Source organism: Deltaproteobacteria bacterium (assembly GCA_029858205.1).
Taxonomy (GTDB): domain Bacteria; phylum Desulfobacterota; class GWC2-55-46; order GWC2-55-46; family DRQE01; genus JAOUFM01.
In genome coordinates, this window is sequence record JAOUFM010000019.1 from 1 (window position 1) to 24979 (window position 24979).

Sequence of the window (24979 nt, forward strand, 5' to 3'; positions counted from 1 at the left end):
GCAAAATACGCCCGCAACTTATGGCGGATTTTGATAAGAACGTGTTGCGAGTCGCTACTCCATGCCGCGCTGGCTCTGTCGAGGAAATCGTCGCAGCCATAGCCGTAACGCATGCGGAATTGGTCTTGATACATCCGTTCAGGGAAGGCAACGGAAGGGTGGCGCGCATTATTTCCATTCTTATGGCTTTGCAGGCAGGTTTGCCCCCGTTGGATTTCGGAGGTATTACAGGCGGTAAGAGAAAAGAATATTTTGCCGCAGTAAGAGCGGGGATAGGGAGAAATTATAAGCCGATGGAAAAGGTTTTTGCTGCGGTTATTCGTCGGACTTTGCGGCGTTATGAAGAGTGACCTCGAATAGCGTTTCTTCGGCCTTGGCCAGTTCGGCGGCTGTGATATGTACGCCTTCGATGGCCGTGGACGACGATGTGGATGTGCAAAACATTTCTTCGCGCCTGCGGTGGTCTTTTAAATAGGGGTTGGTCTCTATCAATGATTTTTTGTGCATGGTTGATATTATACCAGAAAAAGACGCGCTTATCAATCTCTAAGAGCCAAAGAGTAGGCCGTAACATGATAAACCGGCACAACGAAGCATCTTAGCCGAATCGCAAGTTTCTTATGCTATAATGGATATATGCGAAAGTTCGATGTCATAGTCATAGGCTCCGGCCCGGGCGGCGAGAGGGCGGCAATACAGGCCGCCAAGCTCGACAAATCGGTCGCGGTCATAGAGAAGGCCCCGTACATCGGAGGCGCGGGCATCCATACCGGCACGCTTCCGAGTAAGACGCTAAGAGAGACGGCCCTCTTTCTCGCGGGCTTTAAGCAGCGCGCGGTCTTCGGCTTCCAGTTCACGCTCGGAAGAGACGTAACCCTTGGCGAGCTCATGCACAAAAAATCCGACGTAATAAGAAAGCAGATGGAGGTCATTGTCGACGCTTTCATTAGAAACAACGTCGAAATCGTCTACGGCACAGCGTCCTTCGTGGACCCGAAGACCATCAAAGTCAAAAAGAACGACGGTTCAACGGAAACGCTCTCGGCAGACACCGTTGTCATCGCATCAGGAACAAGGCCCGCGCGTCCCGCGGAAATACCCTTCGACTCGGAGCACATCTACGACAGCGACACGATACTGCAGATAGACAGAATCCCTAAAACGCTTACCATCGTCGGCGGCGGCGTCATCGGCGCGGAGTACGCCTGCATATTCGCCTGTCTCGGCGTAAAGGTAACGCTCATCGAAAAAAGAGGCGACATACTCTCGTTTGCAGATAAGGAAGTGGTCGAGAGCTTGAAGTTCTGGATGCGTTACGCGGGCATCACGCTTCGTCTTGGCGAAGAGGTCGGAAGCCTGAGGCTTGACGACGCAGGCAGGTGCGTTACAGAGCTTAAAAGCGGCAAGGTCGTTATGTCCGAGAAGGTTCTCTACACAATGGGCAGGGTCGGAAATACAGATGCGCTAAACGTCGCGGCAATCGGCCTTGAAACCAACGACAGAGGTCTCCTGGCGGTCGACATGAAGACATTCGAGACAAGTGTTAAGCGCGTGTACGCGGTCGGCGATGTCATAGGGTTCCCGTCCCTCGCATCCACTTCGAGAGAGCAGGGGAGGATCGCCATGTGCCATGCCTTTGAAAAAGAAGGGCTCACCTGCGCGCTTCCGTACCAGATACCTGTCGGGGTCTACACAATCCCGGAAATCTCCATGGTCGGCAAGACCGAAGAAGAGCTAACAAAAGAAGGCGTGCCCTATGAGTCGGGCATCGCGCAGTTCAACGAGGTGGCGAGGGGCCAGATCTCCGGCGACGTCTACGGCCTGCTGAAACTACTCTTCCACAGACAGACGCATAAGCTCCTTGGCGTGCACATTATCTGCGAAAAGGCGTCGGACCTTATCCACATCGGCCAGGCAGTGATGAGCTACGGCGGGACAATTGACTATTTTAAGGATGTGGTGTTTAATTACCCTACGATGTCGGATGCGTACAAGCTCGCTGCACTAAACGGCCTGAATAAACTCTAAGAATGTTCTTCTCTAAAAAAGACAAGAAACCGGGACGTTTTCGTCTGGCGCGGCGCATCTTCTGGCTGCTCGTGGCTGCGGCTGTGATTATCGGCGCGTACAACGCGTCGTCTCTTTCTATTACGGTCGAACGCGTTGATGTCGAGATAGACAACCTCCCTGACGGATTCGTTGGCACGAAGATTGCCGTGCTAACCGACGTGCATTCGTCATTTATGATGACCGAGTCCTTCATGCGTAAGGCAGCTACTCTTACCATGAACGAAAAGCCAGACATGATTGCCCTTACAGGGGACTTTGTAACAGGCAAGACCAAGTTCCTGAATTCCTCTGTAGGCTCCTTCGACACAAAGCACTTAGATAAGATGGTCAGGGCGTTTTCTGAACTAAAGGCCCCGCTTGGCACGTATGCAGTGCTTGGCAACCACGATTTCTGGAGCGGCGAGGAGGCGGTCGGTGAAATAGTTGGCCGCACGGAAAAAGGGCTTGGCGCAAAATGGCTTAGGAATAAAAGCATTACAATAGAGAAGAACGGGGCAACGTTCCTGCTCTCCGGAATCGACGATTACTGGCACACGGGCTCCGTGCTGGAGGCGTATAAGAACGTACCCACGGACACGGCGCGCGTGCTTCTTAGCCATAATCCGGATGTGGTGGAAGAGCTCGATATGCTTCGCGAGAGAGCTGACCTCGTAATATCCGGCCACACGCACGGCGGGCAGATAAAGTTCCCGATAATCGGTTTTCCGGTCATCCCCTCTAAGTATGGCCAGCGCTATCTCTCCGGGCTTATAGTAGAGGCGGGCAGGGCAGTGTATGTTTCGCGCGGGCTCGGCACGCTGCTGGCTCCGATAAGGTTTGGCGCGTTGCCCGAGGTAACTATCATTACGCTTAAAAAAGCGCGTAAGGTCAGTTAGATTTTTCCTGGCTGTCTTTCTTCTCTATATCCGATAGAAACTTGTTCGTTTCTTCCCAGAACGCGTCGTTTTGGTCGAATGTGTTGTGCGTTGTGCCTCTAAGCAGATACGCTGCCTTTTCCCCGCCCCACGCGTGTATCAGAGCAAGTGAACGCTCGTGCGCGATTACCTCGTCATGTTCGGTAAGAAACGCGATTAGAGGGGACTTGATGTTAGGGGCGAAAGTGACGGCCTTGAACCTGTGCTTTAGAAGAATGCTCACCGGAACAAAGCTCAAGTGCTCTCCCGCGACCTTTACCATGGAATCGTAGGGGCTAACGAGCACAACACCGGCGGCCTTTCTCTGGCTTGCAAGGTAAACGGCAACCCCGGTGCCAAGGCTTCTGCCGACTATAAATATTTTTGTGGGGTCCACGTCGTCCCTTGCAGCGATTGTATCGTAAATCTTTAAGGCATCGGCGTAAAGGTTTTTCTCCGTAGGCTCGCCCGTGCTTTTGCCGTACCCGCGGTAGTTAAAGGCAGCTACCGAATAGCCCGGGAGTTTCTCTGCGTCTGCTGCGAACCAGGTCGAGTCCTCGCCGTTGCCGCCAAAGAATATGAGCACAGGGTGTTTCTTTCCCGGAAGCTGCCGTACGAAGTATCCCCTAAGCTCTGCGCCGCTGTCAGCTGTAATCGTAAGCTCTTCGTTAAGCGGGTAGGTCTTTTTTATGTATTCCTCTATTCCAGGCTCTGTGGCGGCGCCCCGGAAAAGAAGCTTCTCCTGCGCAGCGAACACGTAGGAATAGAAGAGAAGCGGTATGCCTACGACTATGGCTGCGATAGTTTCCATCTTCGAGAGTTTCCTTGTAAGGATGCTCATGGCCGTATAAGGACCTTGAGAACGCCTTTCCTTTCCGCGCGTTTTAGCGCTGCGATGCCGTTTTCGAGCGGGTATATGGAGTCTATGAGCGGCGCTACGTTAATGCGCTTTTTTTTTAACGCATCGAGGGCCACATCGAACGGGCCGCAGCGCGAGCCGATTACGGTGATTTCGTCGATGACGAGCTTATTTAAGTCAACAGTGCGTTCTCCGGCAACTGTTGTTTTAAGAATAACCTTGCCGGCCGGTTTTGTCATAGAGAGCGCTGCGTTAATGCCGCTTTTGGAGCCAGTGCAGTCTACTGTGATGTCGAACTTCTCCGTAATTGGCCTTTTGCCGAAAGTAAGCGTCCGTATGCCTGCGTCATTTAGTATCTTGAGTTTTTCAGGATGTTTTCCTATTGCCGTAAGCCTGGCGTCTGTCAGGTTCAAGGCAAGGGCCGTAAGAAGCCCGAGCTTGCCGTCGCCAAGCACTGCCACAGAGTCGTTATTTGAAAGTTTTACTTGCTTGGTTATCTCGAATGCCGCTGCGAGCGGCTCGGTGAAGACCGCTTCTTCATCGGTCACGTTAGATGGCACGATGTGGAGGTTTTCGTTAGGGAGCGTCAGATACTCGGCGAACGCGCCGTTTCTCCCGAGTATGCCAAGTACGCTTCTATTCGGGCAGTGGTTTTTAAATCCAGTGTTACAATAGCCGCACTTGCCGCAGGAGATGTTGATATCTCCGACAACGCGTTTACCGAGAAACGGCGACGAGGTAGGGCCTTCTACCGCGCCGACGAATTCATGGCCCGGTATGCCATTAAAGCCCATATAGCCTTTTTTCAGCTCCAGGTCCGTTGCGCAAACTCCAGCAAGCGTGACGCGCACAAGAGAGGAGCCGCGCCTTGGAGCAGGGCGTTTCAGGTTTGTTTTCAGCGATAGACCGTTTTTATCGAGGTACAGGGCCTGCATGTAGCGGATTATATCATTTAAACGCCCCGAGTGCGCTAAAATTTACTTTTATATGGCGCGCCGTTATAGTATGATATCGGCGCTGGCATGGCAGGCTCTGTGCCGCGCAATCTGACATGAAAAAAATCGTGAAAAAATCCCCGAAAAAGAAGCCCGTCATACTCGTCTCGAACGACGACGGCATAAGGAGCGAGGGCATACAGATGCTCGCAAAAAGCCTTGCCAAGGTCGGCGAGGTTTATGTCGTAGCGCCAGATAGAGAGCGAAGCGCTGCGAGCCATTCCCTTACGCTTCACAGGCCGCTTCGTGTGGATAAAGTCGCTGAACGTCAGTACGCGGTCGACGGCACTCCGACCGACTGCGTTACACTTGCCATAAACGGGGTGCTTCGCTCTCTTAAGAAATCCCCTGACCTGGTCGTCTCCGGCATAAATAAGGGCTGGAACCTCGGCGAGGATATATCGTATTCCGGCACTGTGTCGGCCGCGATGGAAGGCACTCTCATGGGCGTGCCTTCCATTGCCATGTCGCTTGCGACAAGGAAGAACTTCGATTTCCGTTTTGCAGCCTCGCTTGGCGCAAAGCTTGCCAAAGAGATACTCGAGCACGGGCTTCCCGAAGATACCCTTTTGAACGTGAACGTGCCGGTGGTAAAGAGGATAAAGGGAGTACGCATAACGCGGCAAGGTAAACGCGTCTTTGGCGACACGGTAATAGAGAAGACTGACCCGCGCGGACGTAAGTACTATTGGATAGGCGGCGACATGCTCCACTGGGAGGGCGGCGACGACTGCGATTTTGCGGCAATCAAAAAAGGGTATGTGTCCATCACGCCCATACACCTCGACATGACCAACTACGCAGCTGTGAGCGAACTTCAGTACTGGAAGGTGTAAGGGGAGCAGGCGATGTTGGCCCCGGCATAAATGGAAAAAGACCTGTATCAAAGAGCGCGGCGCACGATGGTCGAGGAACAGATCATCAAGCGCGGCGTGAAGCAAAAAGAGGTGCTGGACGCCATGCAGAAGGTCCCGCGCCATTTTTTCGTGGACGAAGCGCTTGTATCCCAGGCGTACTCGGACTTTCCGCTTCCCATAGGAGAGGGGCAGACCATATCGCAGCCCTTCATGGTTGCCATGATGACCGAGGCCCTGATGCTAAAGGGCAATGAAAAGGTGCTGGAAATCGGCACTGGCTCGGGGTATCAGAGCGCGGTTCTATCGCTGGTTGCAGGCAGGGTGTTTTCCATCGAACGTATATCAACGCTTGCCACAAGGGCAAGAAAGACGCTCGATAGGCTCGGGTACTCGAAGGTCATAGTTAAGGTAGATGACGGGACAGTTGGGTGGCCCGAGGAAGCGCCATTTGACGCGATAATAGTTACGGCAGGCTCGCCGCAGATTCCGTCTGATTATTACGGCCAGCTTTCGGAGGGCGGGCGGCTTATAATTCCGGTAGGGGATGAGTTCGTGCAGGAGCTTATGCGCGTTACGAAGAAGGGCAGCGGCTTCGTGACAGAGAAGCTTGGCGGCTGCCGCTTTGTCAAACTTATAGGTAAGAACGGCTGGCATCTAAAGGAGGGCGCATGAAGCTTGTAAGGCGGCTGTACGACTGGGTGCTTTCGTGGGCGCATACGCGCTACGCTACCCTTGCGCTTTTCATTCTTGCATTCATCGAGTCGAGTTTTTTTCCAATTCCGCCTGACATTCTTCTCATAGCCCTTGCCGTGTCCATACCTGCCAAGTCCTTCAGGTACGCGCTCGTGTGCTCGATTGGCTCGGTGCTTGGCGGCATATTCGGATATCTAATCGGCATGTTCCTGATGGAGGCAGTTGGCAACAGCATCGTTGCTGCATACGGGCTTACCTCGCAGTTCGAGTATGTGAGGGATGTGTATGTCCGCTACGACGCATGGGCCGTTGCCATAGCCGGGTTCACCCCTATACCGTACAAGCTCTTTACCATAAGCGCCGGGGCCTTTGGCATCAATTTCCCGGTCTTTGTGCTTATGTCGGTGGTTAGCCGCGCAGCAAGGTTTTTTATCGTCGCCGCGCTCATCTATAAGTTCGGCGCTCCGGTAAAGACATTCATAGAGAAATATTTTAATATACTTACCATAGCGTTTACCGTGCTTCTCATCGGCGGGTTTGTCTTAGTCAAGTACGTTTTCGGATAGCGGCGCTTTGCAGGCTTGTTAACGCGCCTTGTGTCTTATCCGGCTGTTTTTATGACCACATCCAAGCGCACGGCGACATTATTGGCAGCAGTTGTCCTGGCCGCGGCAGTTCTTACCTCCTGCACGCCGCACAGGTTGCGTACCGGCGTGTACCATACCGTCGGGCGCGGCGAAACGCTATGGCGTATTTCCTACACCTACGGCGTTGACATGCAGGACGTGGCCGAATATAACAATATAAAGGACGTGCGTGAGATAAAGACCGGCCAGAGGCTCTATATACCGGGGGTAAAGGGTCTTAAAAAGGTCGAGCCTCTTGCTCCGCCTCCGGAGCCAAAGGTTCAGCCTAAAATCGTCGTTGAAAAAGGGCGCTTTATCTGGCCTGTCAAAGGCAAGCTCCTCTCTGGTTACGGCATGAGGGGCGAGTCCATGCACGAGGGCATAGATATCGGGGGCGAGAGGAATACGCCTATAGTCGCCTCGGCAGCGGGCAAGGTCGTATATTCGAGCGACGGCATGCGCGGGTACGGCAACGTCGTAATCATAGAGCATAAGGGCGGTTTTTTTACCGTGTACTCGCATAACGAAAAGAACCTTGTGGACTCTGGCGACCAGGTAAAGCAGGGGCAGAAGGTCGCTCTCATTGGCGATAGCGGGCGCGCAAGCGCCGTGCACGTGCACTTCGAGATACGCGCGGGCAAAAAGACAAGAAATCCCCTTTTCTTTTTGCCGTGAGTATGCTATAGTAGCTACAGATACCAACTCCTCAGGATTTTCCCTTCAAACAGAATCGGCACAACCGGAAACTCAGCAAGGCTTTTTTATTAACCTTAATAAAAAAGGCAGGGTGCTATGGCAGAATTTTTTCAAGAAGCACACGGCGCTTGCAGCGAAGGCGCGCAGCCTGAAAAACACACAGCCAGTGATTCAATCAAGATATACTTCGAGAGCATAAGAAAACATCCTCTTCTTACGGCAGACGAGGAGAAAAAACTCGCGAGAAAGGTAAAGCGCGGCGACAAGGAGGCCAGGTGCTCGATGATTGTGTCGAACCTGAGGCTTGTCGTGAACATCGCCAAGCGCTACATGAACCGGGGCATGCAGCTCCAGGACCTTATCGAGGAGGGCAACATCGGGCTCATCAGGGCGGTGGAGCGCTTTAGCGCTTCGAAGGGCTGCCGCTTCTCCACCTACGCCACCTACTGGATACGCCAGTCGGTCGAGAGATCCATCATCAACCATGCGCCGGTGGTAAGGCTCCCGATACACCTCACTAACGACATAGCGCGCTTACACAAGATACGCGCCGAGTTCGTGAGGGATAAGGACAGAGAGCCGTCTCTCGTGGAGCTCTCCAAGCGCATGGGCACTAGCGAAAAGTATGTGGATAAGATATCCAAGGTCAATAAGAGGGAAAGTTCCATGGACGCTGTCCTTGGAACGGAGACCGATGAAACGCTATTCGATAGAATTGAGGATACGACCTTCGCCCATCCACTGGATATGCTAAGCGATATAGCCAGGGCGGCCCACATAAAAGAATACATCAGAAGACTTGAAAAGAACGAGCAAGATATTATAAAATTACGTTTCGGGCTCGGCAAGGCCGCGGAGACGTTAGACACTATCGGCAAGAAGTACGGCGTTACGCGGGAGAGGATAAGGCAGATAGAAGCGAGGGCGCTTAAGAAACTAAGAGGTTTTTTCGAGGAACAAAAAATACACTCAATGGAGCATATCTGACACCATGGTAGACACCCTGAAGGCAGCCATCAGAGACGTACCGGATTTCCCGAAGAAAGGAATACTGTTTAAGGACATAACCACACTTTGCAAGGACCCGCTCTCGTTCCAGAGGATGGTGGATTTGATAGCGCACCGCTACCTCGGAAAGAAGATAGACCTTGTGGTGGGAATAGAGGCAAGGGGGTTTGTCGTGGGCGCGGCCCTTGCCTATAAGCTTGGCGCCGGAGTGGTACTTGTAAGAAAGCCAGGCAAGCTGCCATCCAAGACCCACAAGGCGTCATACGCGCTCGAGTACGGCACGGATTCTCTTGAAATTCACCAGGATGCCATCGAGAAGGGGCAAAACGTTATTATCGCCGACGACCTTCTCGCAACCGGAGGCACTGCAAAGGCGGTGGTGGATCTGGTAGAGAAGCTTGGCGGAAAGGTTCACGAGTGCACGTTCATCGTGGAGCTAAACGAACTTAACGGAAGAAGCAAGCTCGCTCCGCATAACGTGTTCTCGCTGATACAGTATTAAAGCGCGATGTCGTTGCTGGCGAGGGTTTTTGAGATAAAGGATTTTGAGCGACCCGCTGATGGCGCTCCCGTGCGTTCCGTTGTTTCCGAGAACGGAGCCTCCGTGTCCATTGTCTGGCATGTTAAGCCCGGGCAGGAAGTTGCGGCGCACGTGCATCCGGCCGGCCAGGATGTCTGGACGGTCATAGAGGGAGAGGCCGAGTACTATCTTGGCAGCGGCGAGACAGTAGCCATAAGAAAAGGCCAGGTAGCGGTTGCAAGGCCCGGCGAGGTGCACGGCGCGTTTAACAGAGGCAATACGCCGTTCGTCTTCGTGTCGGTGGTATCTCCGTCAGCGGCCGGGTATGTTGCGGCAGAAAAATAGTTATGCTAAATAATTGATTTATCGCCTTGCCGGGCAAACGGTTGCCCGGCAAGGCGTTTGTTATTTCAGGGGTTACATCTTTTCCGGGGCTAAGACGCCAAGGAGCGTAAGACCGTTCTTCGCTACCGTTGCGATTGCGCGGCAAAGCGCGAGACGGGCAAGGCTTAGTTCCTTATCCTCGGTTACAACACGGTTCTTGTTATAGTAGGGATGGAATAGGGAAGCAAGCTCCTGCAGATAGAACGTAATGCGGTGCGGCTCCATGTCGAGGGCGCTTTTGGCGACAGTTTCCTCGAAGGCCGCAAGATGTTTTATAATGTCGAGTTCGTCCTTTGTATCGAGCTTACCAAGCAGCTCTCCTGACAGTGGAGGCTTTGGCGCCTCGAGGCCGCTTTCCTTTGCAAATGTAATTATGCTGTGGATTCTCGCATGGCAGTACTGCACATAGAAGACCGGGTTCTCAGGGGCCTGCTTTTTCGCGAGTTCTAAGTCGAAGTCCAAGTGCGCATCGCTTCTACGCATGAGAAAGAAGTAGCGCGTTGCGTCCATTCCAACTTCATCAATGACCTCTTTTAAAGTGACGAACTCGCCCTCGCGCTTACCCATGGCAACGGGCTCGCCGTTTCTTAAAAGCGCGACGAGCTGAATGAAGATAATTTTTAGTTTGGAATCGTCTAAGCCAAGCGCCTTGAGAGAGGCCCGTACGCGCGCCTCGTAGCCGTGGTGGTCGGCGCCCCAGACGTCGATAATGGAATCAAAGCCGTCGTCAACTTTCTTTTTATGGTAAGCAACGTCGGTTGCGAAGTACGTCAATTCTCCGCCTGACTTCTCTAGCACTCTGTCCTTATCGTCGCCAAGCTGCTTGGACTTGAACCACTTTGCGCCGTTTTGTTCGTATACAAAGCCTTTTTCCTCGAGCGCGTCGAGGCCTTTTTTGACAAGCCCGGTCTCGAAGATGTCTCGCCGCTCGCTTGTCCATACGTCGAAGGAGACGCCGAAGCTTTCGAGGTCTGTCTTGATGCGTTTTAGCATCTCGTCGCAGGCAAAGTCTTCGTAGGATTCTTTCGCTCCCGCTGTCTTATACGCTGCCGCGATTTCGTCCACATACGCGCCCTTATACCCGTCTTCGGGCAAGGGGGTGCCTTCGGCCTTTGCCCTGACACTTTCGCCAAGTGTTTGTATCTGGCGGCCGCGGTCGTTTATGTAGTATTCTTTTTTGACGTCGAACCCGGCTGCCTTCATTATGTTTGCGAGCGCGTCGCCAACTGCCGCGCCCCTGCCGTGTCCTATGTGAAGGGGGCCCGTGGGGTTGGCGCTTACGAACTCGAGAAGGACTTTTTTACCCTTGCCGGCGTCGGTCTTGCCAAAGGCATTGCCTTTCTCTATTATCTCGCCAAGGAGCTCGTGCCAGTACGATTTCTTTAGAAATACGTTTACAAACCCGGGCCCGGCGATTTCGCATTTGGAGACAAGAGGGGAGGTCTCGATTCTTTTTTTAATCGCTGCTGCTACGTCACGCGGGGATTTTTTTTCCGTTGGGGCAAGAAGCATGGCGATGTTAGTTGAGTAATCGCCGTGTTCCTCTCTTTTGGGCTTCTCGACGTGTACGGGCTTGGTTTCCTTTAGCTCTCCGGCTTTTACGGCCTCTTCGAGCGCTGCCTCGATTATCTTTGCTATGTCAGTTCTCACTTCTTTTTCTCTGATATCATGGAATAGCACTCGGGGCGGCGGTCTTTTAGAAATACCCATTCGTTCCTTATCGCGCCGATTATAGATGTGTCTATGTTCGCAATCACTACACCTTCGGAAGAGCCAGCCGGTTTGACGATGAACTCGCCGTCCGGGCCTGCGCAAAAGCTCGAGCCGTAGAAGCTTTGCTCTGCCTCAGCGCCTACTCTGTTGACCCTGAATACAAAGCAGCCGTTTGCGTGAGCTGCGGCCATCGCGGCGCGCTCCCACTTTGGTATAGAGTGTTTGAAGGCCGAGGCCGTTGGGACGAATATGATTTCCGCGCCTTTTAGCGCCAGCACCCTGAACGCCTCAGGAAAGAATATGTCCCAGCAAAGGAGCACGCCTACTGTGCCAGCCGGAGTGTTAAATACCGGGAACCCCAGGTCTCCCGGCATGAAATAAGTTTTTTCCTCCCAGAGCGGCAGCGCAGGCACATGGACTTTTCTGTACTTGCCGATTATATCGCCGTCCGGGCCGATTGTGAATGCCGTGCTAAAGCGCCTTGCTCCGTCCTGTTCGAATATCGGCGCGATTATGGTTATTCGCTCGCTAAGCGCCAGGGCCTTGAGGGCCTTTAGCGTCGGGCCGTTTTCGTCCTCGGCAAGAGCGAAGTCCGCTTCGTTTATTTTCGAGGGGAACCATCTGGTGGAGAACATCTGCGGCAGGCAGGCTATGACCGCGCCTTCCTTCTTTGCGAGCTTTATAAGCTCCAGGGAACGCTCTACCGTTTCTTCCTTTGTCCTTGAAGGCGTTACCTGTATGCCTGCGGCTTTTATTATATTACCCATTGTGAGAGTGTATGTCCGGTCTTATGCAGCGAAAAGCGGATACGCGGCGAACCGCTGCAATTTGTTTTGGCAGGCGAAGGGCAGGACAAGACCGCGCTACTTCCTTTCCTCTGGACGCTTGTAGAGCACCTCGGTTTTCCCTATCATGCCGAGTTGTTCTCTGGCAGTGAGCGCAATGTAGCGTTTGTCTTTTTTCAGGAGTTCTATCTCCACGGAGAGCGCGGCGTTCTCTTTTTCGAGAGATTCCTTTTGCGCCTGTATCTTGTCTCTTTCTTTTCTGAACTTGAGAAGATCTAAGAGCCCGTTGTCGCCAAGGGCGGCGTAGCCAAGGACGCACCCTATGAGGGCGGCAAAAACAGCATAGGCTTGTTTTTTGGCAAACGGAAGCTTCACACTGTAATAGGTATCAAACTTGGCTGTATTTGTCAATATAATTAATAACTTTGCCGCGCTTGACAGCCGTTCTTTCGGTGCTATGTTCTATAAAATCCCTTAAGGAGGCAGTTATGAGAAAAAATATTCTCCATATCCTGACAGTTGTTGCGCTTATCATCATGCTTGGAGGAGCGCTAAGCGTATCGTACTCCGATGATAAGTCTTATCGCGGCGGCGATGGCATGATGATGAAGGACGGCAAAAAAGACGGCATGATGATGCGCGGCGAACATAAGGGAATGGTTCGCGACATGATGATAATGCTTCGCGACACAATGACGATAGTAAAAGGCTTGAACCATACTCCCACAGACAAGGAAAAGGAAGAGCTCTCGAAGATGATAGAAAAGATGGATGAGATGATAAAGAAAAACGAGGAGATGATGAAGGCCTGGGAAGAAAAGAAAAAAGACGGCGCAAAGGACACCAAGAAGAAAAAGTAGTCTCTACTTTTTGCTTGTCCGGCCCGGTGGTCGTTTTGTAAACGACGCCTCGTAGGCTGCGGCGAGTTTCGCGGTCACGGGGCCGGGAAGGCCTTTGCCGACCTTTTTACCGTCTACGCGCGTGACAGGCAGTATGCCGGTTATCGAATTTGTAAGAAATACCTCGTCCGCATCGAGCAGTTCTTTTCGCGTAAAGGTCTTTTCCTTTACGCGAAACCCTGCTGCCATGGCGACCTTTAGCACATGAGCCCGTGTCACTCCGGGAAGTATTGCGTATGAAACGCCGGACTCACGGGTTTGAAGCATGGGGGTGATGAGCGTGTTGTCTTTTACAATAAAAACATTCGACGCGCTTGCCTCGAGCACGCGGCCTTTTGGCGTAATATATATCGCGTCGTACGCCTTGTGCCTTGCGGCATAAGCCTTTGCGAGCACGCTTGGAAGGTAGTTAAGCGTCTTAAGATGGGCGAGGGCGCGGATAGCGCCCGTATATCCGACAGTGCTTACTCCTGAGGAATATAGCGCTGAGGCCTTTTTATAGTCCAGCCCGGTTGCGGTTATTATGATGACCGGTTTTGTTTTTACCGGCGGCAGGTGAGAGGGGCCGCCTCCTCCGCGCTCGACGATTATTTTTATCTTTGCGCAGCCTCGTGTGAGCCTGTTTAATTCTATCAATTGATATATCCGGCTTTCAAACGTGTGCAAATTACAGCCCCGTATTCCAAGTTCCTTTAGCGAAGCGCCGAGGCGTTGAATGTGCGCTTTCAATAGACGCACTGTGCCGTCCTTATAGAGAATGGTTTCGAAGGCGCCATCGCCGTAGGCAAGCCCTCTATCCGATACGCCGATAACCGCTTTGCCGATATCCGCGAAGCGGCCGTTTATGTGCGCCTGTTCCTTCATTTGCTCTCCAGGGTAATAGAGGCAGCGGCCTTTAGAAAGTCCTTTGCCTTTATTCCTGTTTCGTCGAATTCGCGCTCAGGGTTAGAGTCGGCCACTATGCCGCTTCCTATACCAAGCGTGACGGCATTGTCCTTTACAACTGCCGTGCGTATTGCCATCGCAAGATCCATGTCTCCGTTTAGCCCTATCCATCCGAGCGCCCCGGTATAGAGGCCGCGTTTTTTTCCTTCTATCTCGTCTATTATTTCCGTTGCCCTGCGCTTGGGGGTGCCGGTAACGGAGCCGCCGGGGAATATCTCCTTTAGCGCGCCGAAGGCATTGATGCCTGAGAGAAGCTTGCCGCTAACCGTCGAGACCATGTGGTGGAGGTTTGGGTAGGTCTCGACCCTTTTGAACCCGTCGACGCTGACGCTTCCTGTTACCGAAACGCGGCCTATGTCGCTTCTAGACAGATCCACTATCATCACGTGCTCGGCGTTCTCCTTTGGGTCGTGTTTTAGTTCCTCTATAAGGGCCTTGTCCGCTTCTTTATCTGCGGCGCGTTTACGCGTGCCCTTTATGGGCTCGGTTGAGATTTCGTGGCCGCGTATGGAGAGAAATCTCTCCGGCGTGTTCGCGATTATCTGGAACGAAGAAAAGTCCATGTATGACGGGAAGCGAGAGGGGTAGTTATCGGCCATTGCGCGAAAAAAACAGTACGGGTCGCCGGAAAACGGCATGGAGAGAAACCGCGCGATGTTTATCTGGTATACGTCGCCGGCCGTGATGTAGGCCTTGGCCCTGTTTACGGCTTCTATGTATTCCTCCTTTGACATCGAGGATGAGGACTCTATGCCTTCGGTTGCCCGCTGAAAGCGGCACGCAGAGGCCCCGGGATCACTTGTCTCAGCGCCTTTTAGGGTATTACGAACGATTGCTGCGGCGTTAAGGCCTTCCGGCACATCGAAGGACGCTATGTGGGCCGAACCTTCCGTATGGTCGTAGACATAGAAGGCAGAATAAAAAGAGAGAGAGGCAAGCGGTATGTCCGAAGGCGCGGCGTTGGTTTTAGCTGTTTTCCACGCTACGTCCTTTAAATCGTACGAAAAATATCCGACTGCGGCCGGAGTAAAGGGAAATGCAGCGCCGGGGACAGGGCTGTGCCTGATGTCGGCGAAGTACGAACCGAGGAAATCGAACGGGTCTTCGAAACGCTCGGTCTTTGGCCTTCCCTGGTAGGGCACGATGACAGCGCCGCTTGTGTTCATATCGATTGTAAGAAATGGCGCCGCGCCTACAACCGTATGTCTCGAACCGGCGAAATGCGAGCCCGAGAGCACAAACGGACGCTTAAGCCCGCGCAGCGCCTCGAAGGCCGTTACCGGGGATATTGTCGTTTTTTCTACAGCCATGGCATTAGCTTATAACCTTTTCCGCATACGGTCAAGGCGCGAGTTTCTTGTCTATACAAAACATGCCGGATGTATTATAATATCACTGTTTGTACCAATATCTAAAAAAACGGAGGTTCTATGAAGAGAATAGTCCTTGCAGTGACGGCAGCGGCGCTCTTTATGTGTTTTTCGGCCTCGAACGCCGACGCGCTCGTGGATTTCAAAGTAGAGGGCAGGTACTGGTTTACAACCCTCGACAGCAACGTCAAGATATCCGATACAAACGTCCTCGGAACCGATATAAACCTAGTAGACGACCTCGGATTGGATGAGAAGAAGGGCTTCCCAGAGGCGCGCATACTTCTCGGGATCGGGAGCCATAAAGTAAGGTATGCGTTCACGCCGCTTTCCTGGGACGGTAAAAAGAACATAACCGAGACCATAAAATTCGGAGGAAAGACATATACCTTAGGCAATCTCGTAAAGACCAGTCTTGACATGGACTATCACAGGCTCGGTTACGAGTACGACTTCATAGACCTTCTCTCAAATAAGGTCGGCGTAATAATCGAGGCAAAGTACCTTGACTTCGACGTCTCCCTTAGCGAGAGCCTTACCGGCAAAAAGGAAAGCGGTTCTTTCGGTCTTCCTATCCCTGCCGTCGGAGTAACAGGACAGGTGGGGCTGCCGATGCTCTTTAACATAAGCGCCGAGGTCACCGGCATGAGCTTTGGAAGCTACGGCAAGGTCATAGACGCGGAGGCGGCGGTTAACTTTAATCCCATTCCGCTCTTTACCGTGTCAGCCGGTTACCGCATCTTCAAGCTAGAGCTCGAGGCCGACAGCGGCCTTAATAAGGACAGCGCGGATCTTAACATAAAGGGGCCGTTCGTGCTCGTAAGGTTTGGTTTCTAATATCGGTGTAAGGGAAGATTTTCGGAGTGGAAACGGCGCACAACAGCAAAGGGCATGTCCTTATAGTCGACGACAATGCCGAGAACCGCGACCTGCTTTTTGCAAAGCTCTCGGTCGACGGCTACGACGTCTCTACCGCGATAAACGGCGTCGACGCGCTTGAGAAGGTAAAGAGCCGCCATCCCGACATCATACTCATGGACGTCATGATGCCGGTGATGGACGGCTACGAGACCTGCCGCCGCTTAAAGGAAGACGAGTCAACTGCCTATATACCGATAGTGCTTCTTACTGCCAAGGGAGAGCTCGAGGACAAGGTCATGGGGCTCGAGGTCGGGGCCGAGGATTACCTTGTAAAGCCATATAGCGTCATCGAAGTGTCGGCGCGCGTTAAGTCTCTTCTTCGCATGAGAGCGCTGCAGGCAAAACTCACTAACACCGAAAAGATGGCCGCTCTCGGAGAGATGGTCGACGGCATAGCGCACGAGCTTAGAAACCCGCTTGTTACAATCGGAGGAATGGCGCGCCGCCTCTACGACAACGAGACCGATGAATCTCATAAGAAGTACTTAAAGACCATACTTGGCTCGGTCGAGCGCATGGAGCGAATGGCAAAGCGCGTAGACGAATATAAGGGCATACTCGTATCGCATTTTCAGGCAGGGAATTTAAATGACACGGTTACGAAGGCCGTGGACGAGGCAAGGCAGCTTGCATCCGGCAAGGATATAAATTTCACTGTTGAACTGATGTCTGTTTCGCCGCCCGTCAAGATGGACTCAGCGCATATAAAGCTCGCCGTACTAAGCGTTATAGAGAACGCTGTAGAGGCGATAGAGAAGAAAGGTAAAATAGAGGTCGGTACCGTTCAGGACGGCAGTGTCGTGACTGTAACGGTAAAGGACAACGGCATAGGTATCGAACCAGAAGAGCTTCGCTCTATATTCAATCCGTTCCAGACTTCCAAGATGACAGGGGCAGGGATGGGGCTTACGATAGCCTACAGGATAGTGCAGGACCACAAGGGCTCTATCGACATCAAGAGCGAGCCGGGCAGGGGCACGGAAGTCAGCATATCCATTCCAAGGGGAACGCTTAGGTAGGGCGCTTCTTTTTGTCTTCGTAATACGATCAGTTGGCCAGTGGAAAACCAGGCGCGTGAGATGCGTATCTCACGCGCTTTTTACGTTATTTCTGCCTGTCTCTTTGGCCTTATAAAGCGCCTCGTCGGCCTGTCTTATGAGGTCAAGACCAAGCCTCGCGTCATCCGGGAAAGTGGCAACGCCGAGGCTGATGGTAACTTTTTCCCCTGGTGCGTCGTCGTTGAATGTTATCGTCGAAGCCTCGACATCGGCCCTTATCCTCTCGGCAAGCTCCATGGCATGGGACTTCTCGGTCTCGGCAAGTATTACGGCAAACTCTTCGCCGCCGTACCTGGCCAAGAGGTCGCTTGAACGTATGGAGTTTCTTATGCTGTTGGCAACGGTTTTTAACGCTATATCACCGTTAAGATGTCCGTAGGTGTCGTTATAACGCTTGAAGTGGTCCACGTCCATGAGGATTATTGAAAAGGTCTTGTGGTATCTGGCGGACCGCATTATCTCTTCTTCGAGCTTAAGGTAAAAATGACGGTGGTTGAAGGCGCCTGTGAGCCCGTCTGTAATGGAGAGCTTCTCGAGTTGTTTGTTTAAAAGGTGCATCTCTTCTGTGCGCGCCTTGAGCTTCTCGGCCATTGAGTTGAACTCGTCGACAAGCTGGTTTATCTCGAGCCCGCCCCTTATGTTTATCCTGTGGTCGAGGTCGCCTGAGCCGATAATGCTTGCTGCCTTCTGCAGTTCGTTTATCGGTTTTATGCTTACTCTAAAGACGAATATTGCACACAGTATTAGCGACACAATGGTGATTACGATGCCCGCAACTATGGTCTTGAAGGTCATATCGCTGATGGCTTTGTCATATTCCTTCAAGGATACGGTAACGGATATCGCGCCGTTTACGTCACCTACCGTGCCGGTGTGGCAGCCAAGGCATTCTTTGGTTACGACAAACGGTTTTACGAAGCGTGCAGAGCGTGTGCCGTCGCGGTGCTCTATTATTTTTTGTATTTCCTTGCCTGTAAGCCCCTCGGCGTCAAGTTCGTCCGTAACCCCTTCGTCGGCCTCAGCGCCGTATTGCTTATCTATGCCGGGGCCGTGTATTATGCGGATTTCCTCTATGTCATCGCTGTCTTTTGCGAGGTTTTGGACTATCGCCCTGTTGCCGGCCCTTCCACCGCCGTTTACCATAGAGGCATGAAGGGCCTCGAAGGTCATGTGTGTGGTATGTTCGGCCTCGTCAACGCCTATCTCTGCGATGAGCTTTTGCTCGCGTGAAATGGTGTAGTACGTTGTCACCGATATGCCCAGTATCATGAACAGGGCTATCAGAGAAAGAAGTTTATGGGAGTATCTTGTCTTCATTATCAAAGGTTCATACAGCTGTATTGGTTTTTCTTCTGATGATTGTGTCATGCCCGAATTCCGCGTTGTTTGTGTCAGGATAATCGATATTATAGTGCAAGCCGCGGCTTTCCTTTCTCTGCATAGCCGATTTTATTATTATTTCCGCTACGGTGGCTATATTACGAAGTTCTATTAAATCAGAAGTTACTGTAAAATGCCAGTAGTAATCGTTTATCTCGTCTCCTAGAAGCTCTATCCTCGAAAGCGCCATTTCGAGCCTCTTCGCAGACCTTACGATGCCTACGTAATTCCACATCAGGCGCCGTATCTCGTCCCAGTTCTGGCTTATGACAACGGCCTCGTTACTGACGCGGGCCTCTCCGCTTTTCCACTCGGGCAGTTCGGGCAGGGCGGCGTTGGCCGTGTCTTTTATCAGGCGAGAGGAGTCTATGGCGGCCCTTTTTGCAAATACCAGGCTTTCAAGAAGCGAGTTCGATGCAAGGCGGTTTGCGCCGTGCAGCCCCGTGTGCGCGCTCTCGCCGATGCAGTAGAGACGCTTTATGTTGGTCCTGCCGTCTTTGTCGGTTCTTACGCCGCCGCAGGTATAGTGCGCGGCAGGAACAACCGGGATGGGCTCCTTTGTGAGGTCAAAGCCGAACTCGAGGCATTTTTTGTGTATGTTGGGGAAACGTTCAATTATGAAGGTTTTGTCCTTGGCGCTTATGTCGAGGTACACGCAGTCGTCGCCGCTTTTTTTGAGCTCGTGGTCTATGGCCCTTGCCACTATGTCGCGGGGAGCAAGGTCTGCCATTGGGTGGTATTGTTTCATGAACGGTTCGCCGTTTTTAAGTTTTAAGACAGCGCCTTCGCCCCTTAATGCCTCGGATATGAGAAAGCTCTTTGCCTTTGAATGATAGAGGCATGTGGGGTGAAACTGTATGAACTCCATGTTCCTTATCTCGGCTCCGGCGCGAAAGGCCATGGCTATGCCGTCGCCGGTAGATATATCGGGGTTACTGGTGTAGAGATATACCTTGCCCGCGCCGCCCGAGGCGATAATCGTAGCCTTGGCCGCAAAGGTGTGTATCTCGCCGTTTTTTTTATCGAGCACGTACGCGCCCCAGACCGCCTCTTCTTCGCCTTTGCCGATGAATTTGGTATGGGTTATGAGGTCAACTGCTATGTGTTCCTCTAAGAGCGTTATATTCTTATTTGCCTTCACTGCGCTTATAAGGGCGTTCTCTATTTCCTGGCCAGTGAGGTCTCCGGCATGCACGATGCGGCGCTGCGAGTGGCCGCCTTCCTTGCCAAGGTCGAGTTCCATGTGCCCGCTTCTGAGGGTGGAGCTAAAACGCACGCCTATCTCGATAAGGTCGTGTATCATCTCAGGACCGTCCCGTACTACCATTTCGACGATATCAGGGTCTGATAATCCTAAGCCAGTTGCAAGGGTATCTTTTATATGGGATTCGAAGCTGTCGTCCTTGGAAAGCACGGAGGCTATGCCGCCCTGGGCATAGTAAGTGGCCGAATCCTTGCTGCCGCGTTTGGTTATCAGAGTTACGTTCCCGGTTTCGGCAGCCTTTAGCGCGAAGGTAAGGCCAGCGATGCCGCTGCCTATGACGAGAAAATCGGAAGAATGTACCAAAAAGCAACTCCTGTTTAAGGCATAGTGCCGTGATAATTGTTGTATTTTTATAGCGTAAGGCATAACATGGCGTTTTGTCAAGGCGATTATATCAAAAATAGCTTGCCCGCCGGCTGATTCCAATATATAATTATAATTAATTATAGGGGCATGGACGGTTTCGTATCTTTATGTTCAAAACCATAAAATATTGCATGTTGCCGAGGTTCTTTGCGTTCGTGTTGCCGTTTGTTGCGGCGGCAGCGTTTGTTTTGCTGCCGTCTGTTTCCGCAGCGGATTTCTACATTTACACCGATGAAAACGGCGCGCGTCATATAACCGACGCCCCTACGTCCACAAAGTATGTCCTGTTTATGAGCGAGACAGGAGAGATGTACATTAAAAAGAACGGCGCTCTCGTTTCGATAGAATCAATCATAAGAAATGTGGCCAAACGCCACGAAATGGACCCGAGCCTTATAAAGGCCGTCATAAAAGTGGAGAGCGACTTCGATAAGGCGGCCATAAGCAGGGTAGGGGCCAGGGGGCTGATGCAACTCATGCCCGAGACGGCAAAGAGGTACGGGGTAAAGAACATACACGACCCCTACGAGAACATCAACGGCGGCGTGCGCTACCTAAAGGCGCTTATGGCGAAGTTCGATAACAGCCTGGACCTTAGCCTTGCCGCGTACAATGCCGGGGAAACCGCAGTGCTTAAATACAAAGACATTCCGCCCTACAAGGAGACAAAGGACTTCGTGAAAAAAGTGCTTAAATACCATTCCTTGTACAAAGCGAACACGTACTGAGATTGTGACCGAAGAATGACAAAAAATCCGGCTAAAGAATTCCTTACGCTGCCAAATCTTATTTCTCTTTTCAGAATAGCTGCTACTCCGGTAATCGTCATCATGCTCATAGACCCGGACAAGGGAGCGTCCTTTATAGCCACGCTCATATTCCTTGTCGTATGTCTTACAGATTGGCTAGACGGGTTTCTGGCAAGGAGGCTTAAGTCTGTTACGTCGCTTGGCAAATTCCTTGACCCTTTGGCCGACAAGATACTGATAGTCTCTGTTCTCGTCATGCTTGTCGAGCTCGACAGGGTGCCTGCGTGGATAGTGGCCGCCATACTGGCAAGGGAGTTCGCGGTTACGGGGCTGCGCTCGGTTGCAGTCGATTCCGGCATCGTCATACAGGCAAGTCCGCTCGGGAAGCTAAAGACGGTAACGCAGATAGCAGGGATAGCGCCGCTTGTGCTGCACTATAAATATTTTGGCATAGATTTTCACGCAGCCGGCACGGTCATATTGTGGTTTGCGCTTGTGTTTACGCTATGGTCGGGGATCGATTATTTCGTCAAGTTCTTTCGCTCCGGGGAAAAGGCCGCCTGAAAGACCGCTTGGCGGACAAATATGAAGGACAGTACTGTCTATGCTGATAATGTTTTGCTATGACGGCTCCACACAGTCCAAAAACGCTCTTGATACGGCCCTTGAGCTTTTCAAGGGCGCCGGTGTGGCTGTAATGCTTTTTCACGTGATAGAGGGCTCCATGGGCTCCAGTAGCGAGAGCGAAGGGCTCTTTAAGGAAACCCTTGCCGAGCGCCGCAAAATGATGGACGCCGTAGGAACAGAACTAACCTCTAAGGGCATAGAGGTGGATATCATCATAGCGCAGGGAGACCCGCGGACGATGATAAGCGAGGCATGCGAGAGAAAGCGTCCGGATGTCGTCGTTGTTGGAAAAAGAGGGCTTGGCACTGTGCAGGGCATAATGCTCGGGAGCGTCAGCGCGTACCTTACCAGACACCTTACGTGCGCGCCGTTGATGATAATTTAAGGATTGTCTCTTGCAGTACAGCTTTAGAACGGAGAAACAGGCATAAATGCGTTTTGTCGATCTTTTTAAAGTTCAGTCCCCCGAGATACGGGCGCTCCATTTTACGTGGATAGCGTTCTTTATCTGTTTCTTTACGTGGTTCAACATGGCCCCGCTTGCCACCACCATGGTAAAGGAATCCGGCGGCTGGTTGACCTTCAAGGATATCAAGCTTCTTACCGTGTGTAACGTCGCGCTCGCTATCCCCGCGCGTATCTTCATCGGTATGCTCCACGACAAATACGGCCCGCGAAGGTGCTACACAGCGCTCATGGTGCTCATGGCCATTCCGTGCATTGTTTTCGCTTTTGGCGACACCAAGGCGCAGCTCGTTATCGCCCGTCTCTTTCTCGGGCTTATAGGCGCTTCGTTTAGCATAGGCATACACATGACCGCGCTCTGGTTTAAGCCGAAGGACATCGGGTTTGCAGAGGGTATTTACGGAGGGTGGGGCAACTTCGGCGCAGCAGGGGCGGCAATGATTATTCCGTGGATTGCCATTTCATTTTTCGGCGGCCCTGATGGCTGGAGGTACGCCATGGCAGCCAACGCTATGGTCCTGATGGCGTACGGCATAGTGTACTACTTCGTGGTCACCGACGGCCCTGATACCGTAAAATACAACGTTACGCGCCAGACCCTGGCAATGGAGGTCGGCACGCGCGCTGATATGATAAAGCTCATAGCCGTTACCGTGCCGCTCTTTGGCATACTGGCGGTTGTCGTATGGAAGATATACCGCGGCGGTTTTATCGGGGCCGGCGGCTCAATTGTTGCGTACGGCGTCATAATAGCCGTAATAATTTACCAGATAATACAGATAATCCGCGTAAACAGGCCTATCCTAGATAAAGGCGTGCCAGAGGACGACAAGTATCCTTTTGGCAGCGTCATTGCGCTTAACTCAGCCTACTTCGTGACCTTCGGAGCCGAACTTGCGGTAGTGTCCATGCTGCCGGCATTCTTCGAAACCACGTGGGCTCTATCTCCGGCAAAGGCCGGACTCATAGCGTCGAGCTTTGCCTTTCTTAACATCATTGCAAGGCCGCTTGGCGGATATCTCTCCGACAGGTTTGCCGACAGAAGGCTCGTACTGGTGGTCTTCATGTTCGGCATTGCCTTCGGCTTCTTCCTGATGGGGCTGATAACCGAGGCATGGCCGATAATAATGGCAACAGCGGCAATGATATTCTGTTCGTTCTTTGTCCAGGGCGGCTCAGGCGCGACATTCGCCATGGTGCCCATGGTAAAACGCCGGCTGACAGGACAGATATCTGGCATGGTAGGCGCTTACGGCATAGTGGGGGCCGTTGTTTTTACTGTTGTATATGCTAGCGCCGAAACGGCAAACCAGTTCTTCTTTCTAATATCAGGGGCAGCGTGTTTAAGCTTCGTCATCTGCATGCTTATGCTCAAAGAACCGCACGGCTCGTTTGCCGACGAGTACCATCTGTCGTCGGTTGATAAGGAAATAAGGCGCCATAATAACACTGTTAAAAAAGGAAATGGCTAAGCCGTTTGCCCTCACGATGCACACACCTGCTAAATACGATGCCACAGTCCATGCGCCGCCCTTTAAGGACGCTCTTATTATCTTCGGAGTGCTGTGCGCAGGGCTCATAGCCGATAACGTATTTCCCGTCTGGGGCCAGGTTGGGGCAGGGGCGGCGGCATGGGGAGCTCTGATATATTACTATTTAAGAAGGGCCGACCGGGGGGCGCAGATATTACTTTCAACGTGTCTTGTGCTTGCGTTTCTCGGAGAGGTGTTTTTCTCCCTTGTCTGGCATTTATACGATTACCGTTTCTTTAATATCCCGCACTACGTGCCGCCCGGGCATGTGCTGGTATTTCTTCTCGGATGCGCAATTGCGCCGCATATGCCAAGGTACACAACCCCGCTTGTCGTAGCGTTATCTGCGCCGTACGTAATACTTGGCGCTATTCTAGGCTTCGACGAGCTCGGCATAATACTTTTTATTCTCTTTATAGCGTGCCTCCTTGCAGGCCCTGACAGACGCTTTTATTCGACGATGTTCATGCTCTGCATGGCCCTCGAGGTAGCGGGCACGGCACTTGGCAACTGGACATGGAGGCCTGAGGTGCCGCTCTGGAGCTTAGAGAACACCAACCCGCCGCTTGCAGCAGGAACGCTCTACTGCCTTCTTGATTTCCTTACAATGCGGCTTGGCACGGCCATGGTGCCGTTTAAATCTTCTCTTAGATCAAGGCTTGCTTCTGCTTATGATTACGCGGCAGGGCTTGTCGGCGCCAAGGCCCCTGACGTTGATTTAAACGCCTCAGATTGATACTTTGCGGTCTCTTGCCAACCTGATTTTTCCTGCTATATTCTTTGTGTAGCCGATAATAATTCAAATACCGGTAGCGCGCTGCAACACGACCTTCCATCAATGACAGCGTTGAAAGGGGTGTTGTAATGAGCGCAATAGCAATAAGAAGAAACGTCTGCATAGTAAGGTGGAGCACAAAGGACGGCGTGTTAACGGACTCAAAACCGTATGATTCCTTCGAAGATGCCTGGAACGAGAGAGAGGAGCTTCTTTTGGCAGGCCTTGATGTTAAGATAGAGCCGTATACGGCTGAGGATAGTAAGGATTAGTTCGCTAAGGTAGAAGGCAGCAAGAGAAGGCGCATTGGCGGATAGAGGTATTATGCGCCTGCGGCCCCTTTATATGGGTGCTGCAGGCGCTTTTTTATGACGCGGCCGGGGTGGGGAAAAACACTTGAAAAAAACAGCCGCATACTGTAAAGTATTTCGATAAGGTCACGCACCTAACGCCCCCGTAGCTCAGATGGATAGAGCAACGGATTCCTAATCCGTGTGCCGGACGTTCGAATCGTCTCGGGGGCGCCACG

28 protein-coding genes and 1 tRNA gene are annotated in these 24979 nt (G+C 52.2%); 19 read left to right on the forward strand and 10 right to left on the reverse strand.

Going from position 1 to position 24979, the window contains the following annotated elements; all coding sequences use genetic code 11:
* Positions 1-315 precede the first annotated feature (315 nt).
* Positions 316-507, reverse strand: a complete 192-nt coding sequence (locus OEV59_09785) for a hypothetical protein (GenBank protein ID MDH4228019.1) — start codon at positions 505-507, stop codon at positions 316-318.
* 129 nt (positions 508-636) lie between these two features.
* On the opposite strand from OEV59_09785, the gene sthA reads away from it, so the two are divergent.
* Both sthA and OEV59_09795 read left to right on the forward strand, forming a co-directional pair.
* Positions 637-2028, forward strand: coding sequence for a Si-specific NAD(P)(+) transhydrogenase (gene sthA, locus OEV59_09790; protein MDH4228020.1), 1392 nt, complete (start codon positions 637-639; stop codon positions 2026-2028).
* Between the two features lie 2 nt (positions 2029-2030).
* On the forward strand, positions 2031-2945 hold the full coding sequence (locus OEV59_09795; protein MDH4228021.1) for a metallophosphoesterase: 915 nt from the start codon (positions 2031-2033) through the stop codon (positions 2943-2945).
* Here the strand turns inward: OEV59_09795 and OEV59_09800 are convergent.
* Both OEV59_09800 and OEV59_09805 read right to left on the reverse strand, forming a co-directional pair.
* On the reverse strand, positions 2938-3804 hold the full coding sequence (locus tag OEV59_09800; GenBank protein ID MDH4228022.1) for a lysophospholipase: 867 nt from the start codon (positions 3802-3804) through the stop codon (positions 2938-2940). The two genes, OEV59_09795 and OEV59_09800, sit on opposite strands and share 8 nt — an antisense overlap.
* The gene (locus OEV59_09805; GenBank protein ID MDH4228023.1) at positions 3801-4757 is read right to left on the reverse strand and encodes an alcohol dehydrogenase catalytic domain-containing protein; all 957 of its coding nucleotides are present in this window, start codon (positions 4755-4757) and stop codon (positions 3801-3803) included. Before OEV59_09805 ends, OEV59_09800 begins: the two co-directional genes overlap by 4 nt.
* A gap of 116 nt (positions 4758-4873) precedes the next feature.
* Between OEV59_09805 and surE the strand changes: the two genes are divergently transcribed.
* The 7 genes from surE to OEV59_09840 all read left to right on the forward strand — a co-directional run bounded on the left by surE (position 4874) and on the right by OEV59_09840 (position 9562).
* Positions 4874-5653, forward strand: a complete 780-nt coding sequence (gene surE, locus OEV59_09810) for a 5'/3'-nucleotidase SurE (protein MDH4228024.1) — start codon at positions 4874-4876, stop codon at positions 5651-5653.
* Between the two features lie 30 nt (positions 5654-5683).
* Complete coding sequence (locus OEV59_09815) at positions 5684-6346, forward strand: protein-L-isoaspartate(D-aspartate) O-methyltransferase (protein ID MDH4228025.1); 663 nt, start codon at positions 5684-5686, stop codon at positions 6344-6346.
* The gene (locus OEV59_09820) at positions 6343-6933 is read left to right on the forward strand and encodes a DedA family protein (protein ID MDH4228026.1); all 591 of its coding nucleotides are present in this window, start codon (positions 6343-6345) and stop codon (positions 6931-6933) included. Before OEV59_09815 ends, OEV59_09820 begins: the two co-directional genes overlap by 4 nt.
* Positions 6934-6984: 51 nt before the next feature.
* Complete coding sequence (locus OEV59_09825) at positions 6985-7668, forward strand: LysM peptidoglycan-binding domain-containing M23 family metallopeptidase (GenBank protein ID MDH4228027.1); 684 nt, start codon at positions 6985-6987, stop codon at positions 7666-7668.
* 117 nt (positions 7669-7785) lie between these two features.
* Entirely contained in the window at positions 7786-8676 is an 891-nt protein-coding gene (locus tag OEV59_09830) for an RNA polymerase sigma factor RpoD/SigA (protein ID MDH4228028.1), read from the forward strand.
* Between the two features lie 4 nt (positions 8677-8680).
* Entirely contained in the window at positions 8681-9199 is a 519-nt protein-coding gene (locus OEV59_09835; protein ID MDH4228029.1) for an adenine phosphoribosyltransferase, read from the forward strand.
* Between the two features lie 6 nt (positions 9200-9205).
* Complete coding sequence (locus tag OEV59_09840) at positions 9206-9562, forward strand: cupin domain-containing protein (protein MDH4228030.1); 357 nt, start codon at positions 9206-9208, stop codon at positions 9560-9562.
* Positions 9563-9634: 72 nt separating this feature from the next.
* Here the strand turns inward: OEV59_09840 and argS are convergent, their stop codons facing one another.
* The 3 genes from argS to OEV59_09855 form a co-directional block, all read right to left on the reverse strand.
* Complete coding sequence (argS, locus tag OEV59_09845; protein MDH4228031.1) at positions 9635-11251, reverse strand: arginine--tRNA ligase; 1617 nt, start codon at positions 11249-11251, stop codon at positions 9635-9637.
* A complete protein-coding gene (locus OEV59_09850; GenBank protein ID MDH4228032.1) occupies positions 11248-12081 on the reverse strand; it encodes an acyltransferase in 834 nt (277 codons plus the stop codon). The genes argS and OEV59_09850 overlap by 4 nt, the downstream gene beginning before the upstream one ends.
* Before the next feature lie 96 nt (positions 12082-12177).
* Positions 12178-12510 carry a septum formation initiator family protein gene (locus OEV59_09855; protein ID MDH4228033.1) on the reverse strand — a complete coding sequence of 111 codons (333 nt, stop codon included), beginning with the start codon at positions 12508-12510 and terminating at the stop codon, positions 12178-12180.
* Between the two features lie 77 nt (positions 12511-12587).
* On the opposite strand from OEV59_09855, the gene OEV59_09860 reads away from it, so the two are divergent.
* Positions 12588-12959 carry a hypothetical protein gene (locus tag OEV59_09860; GenBank protein ID MDH4228034.1) on the forward strand — a complete coding sequence of 124 codons (372 nt, stop codon included), beginning with the start codon at positions 12588-12590 and terminating at the stop codon, positions 12957-12959.
* Between the two features lie 3 nt (positions 12960-12962).
* On the opposite strand, the gene OEV59_09865 is transcribed toward OEV59_09860, so the two are convergent.
* Together OEV59_09865 and OEV59_09870 are read right to left on the reverse strand one after the other, a co-directional pair.
* Positions 12963-13862 (reverse strand): aminotransferase class IV, encoded by a 900-nt coding sequence (locus OEV59_09865; protein MDH4228035.1) that lies wholly within the window; start codon positions 13860-13862, stop codon positions 12963-12965.
* Complete coding sequence (locus tag OEV59_09870; GenBank protein MDH4228036.1) at positions 13859-15253, reverse strand: anthranilate synthase component I family protein; 1395 nt, start codon at positions 15251-15253, stop codon at positions 13859-13861. Before OEV59_09870 ends, OEV59_09865 begins: the two co-directional genes overlap by 4 nt.
* 120 nt (positions 15254-15373) lie before the next feature.
* On the opposite strand from OEV59_09870, the gene OEV59_09875 reads away from it, so the two are divergent.
* Positions 15374-16150 carry a hypothetical protein gene (locus tag OEV59_09875; GenBank protein MDH4228037.1) on the forward strand — a complete coding sequence of 259 codons (777 nt, stop codon included), beginning with the start codon at positions 15374-15376 and terminating at the stop codon, positions 16148-16150.
* Between the two features lie 26 nt (positions 16151-16176).
* Entirely contained in the window at positions 16177-17253 is a 1077-nt protein-coding gene (locus tag OEV59_09880) for a response regulator (GenBank protein ID MDH4228038.1), read from the forward strand.
* A gap of 69 nt (positions 17254-17322) precedes the next feature.
* On the opposite strand, the gene OEV59_09885 is transcribed toward OEV59_09880, so the two are convergent.
* Positions 17323-18609 (reverse strand): diguanylate cyclase, encoded by a 1287-nt coding sequence (locus tag OEV59_09885; protein ID MDH4228039.1) that lies wholly within the window; start codon positions 18607-18609, stop codon positions 17323-17325.
* Positions 18610-18619: 10 nt separating this feature from the next.
* Positions 18620-20239 (reverse strand): L-aspartate oxidase, encoded by a 1620-nt coding sequence (gene nadB / locus OEV59_09890; GenBank protein ID MDH4228040.1) that lies wholly within the window; start codon positions 20237-20239, stop codon positions 18620-18622.
* Positions 20240-20409: 170 nt separating this feature from the next.
* Between nadB and OEV59_09895 the strand changes: the two genes are divergently transcribed.
* From OEV59_09895 to OEV59_09925, 7 genes are all read left to right on the forward strand, one after another.
* Positions 20410-21030 carry a lytic transglycosylase domain-containing protein gene (locus OEV59_09895; protein ID MDH4228041.1) on the forward strand — a complete coding sequence of 207 codons (621 nt, stop codon included), beginning with the start codon at positions 20410-20412 and terminating at the stop codon, positions 21028-21030.
* A gap of 15 nt (positions 21031-21045) precedes the next feature.
* On the forward strand, positions 21046-21615 hold the full coding sequence (gene pgsA / locus OEV59_09900) for a CDP-diacylglycerol--glycerol-3-phosphate 3-phosphatidyltransferase (protein MDH4228042.1): 570 nt from the start codon (positions 21046-21048) through the stop codon (positions 21613-21615).
* A 40-nt stretch (positions 21616-21655) separates the two neighbouring features.
* Positions 21656-22063 (forward strand): universal stress protein, encoded by a 408-nt coding sequence (locus tag OEV59_09905; GenBank protein ID MDH4228043.1) that lies wholly within the window; start codon positions 21656-21658, stop codon positions 22061-22063.
* 46 nt (positions 22064-22109) lie between these two features.
* Entirely contained in the window at positions 22110-23615 is a 1506-nt protein-coding gene (locus OEV59_09910; protein ID MDH4228044.1) for an MFS transporter, read from the forward strand.
* Positions 23608-24411, forward strand: a complete 804-nt coding sequence (locus tag OEV59_09915; GenBank protein MDH4228045.1) for a hypothetical protein — start codon at positions 23608-23610, stop codon at positions 24409-24411. The genes OEV59_09910 and OEV59_09915 overlap by 8 nt, the downstream gene beginning before the upstream one ends.
* A 128-nt stretch (positions 24412-24539) precedes the next feature.
* Positions 24540-24722, forward strand: coding sequence for a hypothetical protein (locus OEV59_09920; GenBank protein MDH4228046.1), 183 nt, complete (start codon positions 24540-24542; stop codon positions 24720-24722).
* Between the two features lie 178 nt (positions 24723-24900).
* A tRNA-Arg gene (locus OEV59_09925) sits at positions 24901-24977 on the forward strand.
* Positions 24978-24979: the final 2 nt, after the last annotated feature.

What these genes read in the sequence shown, in the direction of transcription:
- OEV59_09865 (MDH4228035.1), bottom strand. Translation starts at nt 13,862, where the DNA reads ATGAAGGAACAGGCGCACATAAACGGCCGCTTCGCGGATATCGGCAAA.
- OEV59_09895 (MDH4228041.1), top strand. Translation starts at nt 20,410, where the DNA reads ATGTTCAAAACCATAAAATATTGCATGTTGCCGAGGTTCTTTGCGTTC.
- OEV59_09910 (MDH4228044.1), top strand. Translation starts at nt 22,110, where the DNA reads ATGCGTTTTGTCGATCTTTTTAAAGTTCAGTCCCCCGAGATACGGGCG.
- OEV59_09905 (MDH4228043.1), top strand. Translation starts at nt 21,656, where the DNA reads ATGCTGATAATGTTTTGCTATGACGGCTCCACACAGTCCAAAAACGCT.
- OEV59_09800 (MDH4228022.1), bottom strand. Translation starts at nt 3,804, where the DNA reads ATGAGCATCCTTACAAGGAAACTCTCGAAGATGGAAACTATCGCAGCC.
- OEV59_09860 (MDH4228034.1), top strand. Translation starts at nt 12,588, where the DNA reads ATGAGAAAAAATATTCTCCATATCCTGACAGTTGTTGCGCTTATCATC.
- OEV59_09795 (MDH4228021.1), top strand. Translation starts at nt 2,031, where the DNA reads ATGTTCTTCTCTAAAAAAGACAAGAAACCGGGACGTTTTCGTCTGGCG.
- OEV59_09870 (MDH4228036.1), bottom strand. Translation starts at nt 15,253, where the DNA reads ATGGCTGTAGAAAAAACGACAATATCCCCGGTAACGGCCTTCGAGGCG.
- OEV59_09920 (MDH4228046.1), top strand. Translation starts at nt 24,540, where the DNA reads ATGAGCGCAATAGCAATAAGAAGAAACGTCTGCATAGTAAGGTGGAGC.
- surE (MDH4228024.1), top strand. Translation starts at nt 4,874, where the DNA reads ATGAAAAAAATCGTGAAAAAATCCCCGAAAAAGAAGCCCGTCATACTC.
- pgsA (MDH4228042.1), top strand. Translation starts at nt 21,046, where the DNA reads ATGACAAAAAATCCGGCTAAAGAATTCCTTACGCTGCCAAATCTTATT.
- OEV59_09850 (MDH4228032.1), bottom strand. Translation starts at nt 12,081, where the DNA reads ATGGGTAATATAATAAAAGCCGCAGGCATACAGGTAACGCCTTCAAGG.
- sthA (MDH4228020.1), top strand. Translation starts at nt 637, where the DNA reads ATGCGAAAGTTCGATGTCATAGTCATAGGCTCCGGCCCGGGCGGCGAG.
- OEV59_09915 (MDH4228045.1), top strand. Translation starts at nt 23,608, where the DNA reads ATGGCTAAGCCGTTTGCCCTCACGATGCACACACCTGCTAAATACGAT.
- OEV59_09875 (MDH4228037.1), top strand. Translation starts at nt 15,374, where the DNA reads ATGAAGAGAATAGTCCTTGCAGTGACGGCAGCGGCGCTCTTTATGTGT.
- OEV59_09830 (MDH4228028.1), top strand. Translation starts at nt 7,786, where the DNA reads ATGGCAGAATTTTTTCAAGAAGCACACGGCGCTTGCAGCGAAGGCGCG.
- OEV59_09825 (MDH4228027.1), top strand. Translation starts at nt 6,985, where the DNA reads ATGACCACATCCAAGCGCACGGCGACATTATTGGCAGCAGTTGTCCTG.
- OEV59_09835 (MDH4228029.1), top strand. Translation starts at nt 8,681, where the DNA reads ATGGTAGACACCCTGAAGGCAGCCATCAGAGACGTACCGGATTTCCCG.
- OEV59_09820 (MDH4228026.1), top strand. Translation starts at nt 6,343, where the DNA reads ATGAAGCTTGTAAGGCGGCTGTACGACTGGGTGCTTTCGTGGGCGCAT.
- OEV59_09805 (MDH4228023.1), bottom strand. Translation starts at nt 4,757, where the DNA reads ATGCAGGCCCTGTACCTCGATAAAAACGGTCTATCGCTGAAAACAAAC.
- OEV59_09815 (MDH4228025.1), top strand. Translation starts at nt 5,684, where the DNA reads ATGGAAAAAGACCTGTATCAAAGAGCGCGGCGCACGATGGTCGAGGAA.
- OEV59_09840 (MDH4228030.1), top strand. Translation starts at nt 9,206, where the DNA reads ATGTCGTTGCTGGCGAGGGTTTTTGAGATAAAGGATTTTGAGCGACCC.
- OEV59_09885 (MDH4228039.1), bottom strand. Translation starts at nt 18,609, where the DNA reads ATGAAGACAAGATACTCCCATAAACTTCTTTCTCTGATAGCCCTGTTC.
- OEV59_09785 (MDH4228019.1), bottom strand. Translation starts at nt 507, where the DNA reads ATGCACAAAAAATCATTGATAGAGACCAACCCCTATTTAAAAGACCAC.